This is a genomic window from Anaerolineae bacterium (assembly GCA_011176535.1).
Classification (GTDB): Bacteria; Chloroflexota; Anaerolineae; order Anaerolineales; family DRMV01; genus DUEP01.
Genome location: DUEP01000123.1, coordinates 1 through 2,734, shown reverse-complemented (window position 1 = coordinate 2,734; position 2,734 = coordinate 1). Strand labels below are relative to the sequence as shown.

Sequence of the window (2,734 nt, the reverse complement as noted above, 5' to 3'; positions counted from 1 at the left end):
CGTCGGCGGCGCGCCCAGGGCCGCCGCAGGGCCTCTTCGCGGGAGGCAAAGGTTGGCAGACCCACCGCCTGGGCCAGACTGGCTATTCGCCGGTCGGTGGTCACCAGCGCCAGGCGGAGGTTCAACGCCCGCGCCCGGCGCACCAAACGCACAAAATCCAAACGGGTTTCCAGCCCGCAGCCTTCTTCGGGCCAGAGCAACAACGCTCGATGCCCTTTCACCCAGTTCAGGCGATCCAGCACCGAAAGAATGTCGTCATGAGGTTCCAAGGGGATGAAAATGGTTTTCATCGCGGCATGCTCGTCAACCCCCACCCTCACCCTGGCGGAGGAGAGGTAGGAGCCCAAGGGGGGTAAGCCGTGTGAGAATCCAGGCTAAACCCAGTGTCACGCCACCCTCCCAGAGGAAGGCGTCGCGCCAAAACCGCTCGGGAAAGAGGCGGATGAGGGTGTCGGAATAATTGAAGAGCCAGGTATCGCCCTCAAAGAAGATGCGGTGAAAGGCGACGAAGAACACATTGAAAGCGGCGACGGAGAAGAGAACAATGAGGCCGACGAAGGCCATGGTCAGCCAGCCGCCGCGCGCCAGAGCATGACGATAAAAAGCCGTTTCACCCCTACGCCAGGCCCAAAGCCCCAGGACCAGCACGAAGGCCAGGGCCGCGTACCCCACGGTCAGGGCGCCCTTGACCACCCGCTTGACATCGGCCATGTGGCGCAATTCGCGGTCGTTGAACACGGCCCCCCCGTCCTCGAAGCGCAGGTCACCAAGGAAGGCAATGGGGGCGTCGTTGAGCAGGTACTGGCGGGACAACTCGGCCCAGTGCAGCCGATCGGCCTGGCTGAACCCGTAGGGGTCAGGGGGGAAGCCGGGCAGGCGATATTCGATTTGAATGTAAAGGGGCGTGAGCATCAGGCGTAAGCCAAGCACCACCAGAACCGGAACGACGGCCAGCGAGATCAGCCAGGAAAAGACTTGGCGCATGAGTCAGACCTCCGGAATTGGGCCTCCATCGATGGGGGAGTCCTTGCCCCGAGGGAGGAGTCGGACCTCAGGGTCCGGTTGCCGGATTTGAGGGTTCGGTCACCGGCCCCAGGGTTTGGATCTCCCCCCAGAGGAAGAAATCCAGTACCATGGCGTTGACCAGGGCTTCCACCGGAGCGCGGTCGTCGGTAAAAATCGTGTCTCCTACCGGCATGGGGGCGGGATAGGCCACTGCATCGGCGATGGCCTGCCAGAGCAGCGGGCCGCCTTGTTGGTTGGCCAACAGGAGGGCCAGGTTTTGCTCCAGGTTGGCCGGATCGGCGGGTTGAACGGTGGCGTAGAGGATGGTGTTCAACGTGCCGGGCACATCCATGGCATAAACGGTGGGAAAGACCTGCAGGAGCGTGGCCGTGAGGGCAGCCTGCAGGCGACGGTCCTCACCGGCCCGCCCCACATTGATCGCCAGCACGCCGTGGGTGCTCAGGTGCTGCCACACTTCGCCGAAAAACTCCCGGGTGGTCAGATGCCAAGGGATGTAAGGCGGGCGGTAGGCGTCCACCACGATGAGATCGTAACGATAGGGCGAACGCCGGAGGCCCACCCGGGCGTCCATGGCGTAAGGGCGAAGGTTGGGCAGGGCGTCCAGACCAAAGTAGCGGCGGCCCACCTCCAACACCTTTGGGTCGATTTCGTAACCATCGATAGGGATGGGGCCAAAGATGGCCGTGGCCTGGCGTGCCACCGTGCCGCCGGCCAGGCCCAGAATGGCGAGGCGGTGCACTTCAGCGAGCAGGAACGGGGGTTCGTTGAGAAAAGGCCCTGCCAAAAAATGCATCCACGCCCCGTTGTATTGCAGCACCGTGGGATGGTACACCGAGTGAATGCCTTGCCCTTCGTTGAGGCGCAGGTAACGGTAGCCGTCTCGCTCGATGACTTCGATGTAATTGTAGGCCGACTCGGCTTCGTAAACCTGCCCTGGGGTGCCCTTGATGGGGCCTTGCGCCCAGCCAAAGTACAACCAGGTGACCAGAAAAGGCATCCAGAGCAAACGGAGGGCGTAACGCGGTTGGTTGCTGAGCAACAGGCCAACGATGCCGGTCAGCACCAGCACCCCGCCGAGGAGGATGAAGGTGCGGCGCGTGCCCAGGCCGGGGATCAGCAACAACACGGTGAGGTAAGTGCCCAGGAAGGAGCCTAAGGTGGAAAGGGCGTAAAGCCTCCCCGCCACCCGCCCTGTTTCCTCAGTGGTGCGAACGGCCAGGCGCACGGCGAACGGCGCGATCATCCCCAGCAGGGTGACGGGCACACTGAGGAGCATCAGCACGACCACGAAAGCGCCCAGCAGGGGGCCCAATTGGAGCCGGTCGAAGGCTGCCGCCGCGCGGTAGAGCAGAGGGCGCGCTGGCACAGGGACCAGGGCCACGATAAGCCCGCCCCAGGCCAGCAACCGGTAAAAGACCGTCGGGGCAGGGAAACGGTCGGCGACCCTGCCCCCCAGGAAGTACCCCGCCGCCAGGTAAAGCAAAATCAGGCCGATCACGGCGGCCCAGACCAGGTTGCTCGTCCCGAAGACAGCTTCCAGAAGGCGTGAGGCGGCAAACTCAACGCCCAGGCTTATCACCCCAGCCACGAAAACGGCAAACGAAAGGAACCCTCGCATGGAATGATTATACCCGTCCTCGCGCAGGTTGAGATGGCAGGAGGATTCGGGAAATTGCGAAAAGGACCAAATTTGGATTAACATGGAATT

The 2,734-nt window shown here is 62.9% G+C and carries 3 protein-coding genes; all 3 read right to left on the bottom strand.

Annotated features, from left to right (window positions below; genetic code table 11):
- Nucleotides 1–290, bottom strand: a 290-nt coding sequence (locus tag G4O04_10525; protein ID HEY58944.1) for a hypothetical protein, incomplete at its 3' end; no start/stop codon positions are given.
- Between the two features lie 13 nt (nucleotides 291–303).
- Nucleotides 304–984: a TIGR01906 family membrane protein gene (locus G4O04_10520; protein HEY58943.1), complete on the bottom strand. Its 681-nt coding sequence runs from the start codon at nucleotides 982–984 to the stop codon at nucleotides 304–306.
- Nucleotides 985–1,051: 67 nt separating this feature from the next.
- Nucleotides 1,052–2,644 carry a spermine synthase gene (locus tag G4O04_10515; GenBank protein ID HEY58942.1) on the bottom strand — a complete coding sequence of 531 codons (1,593 nt, stop codon included), beginning with the start codon at nucleotides 2,642–2,644 and terminating at the stop codon, nucleotides 1,052–1,054.
- Nucleotides 2,645–2,734: the final 90 nt, after the last annotated feature.

Bases quoted from the DNA above. Each gene is read 5' to 3' on its own strand.
- G4O04_10520 (HEY58943.1), bottom strand. From the start codon at position 984: ATGCGCCAAGTCTTTTCCTGGCTGATCTCGCTGGCCGTCGTTCCGGTT.
- G4O04_10515 (HEY58942.1), bottom strand. From the start codon at position 2,644: ATGCGAGGGTTCCTTTCGTTTGCCGTTTTCGTGGCTGGGGTGATAAGC.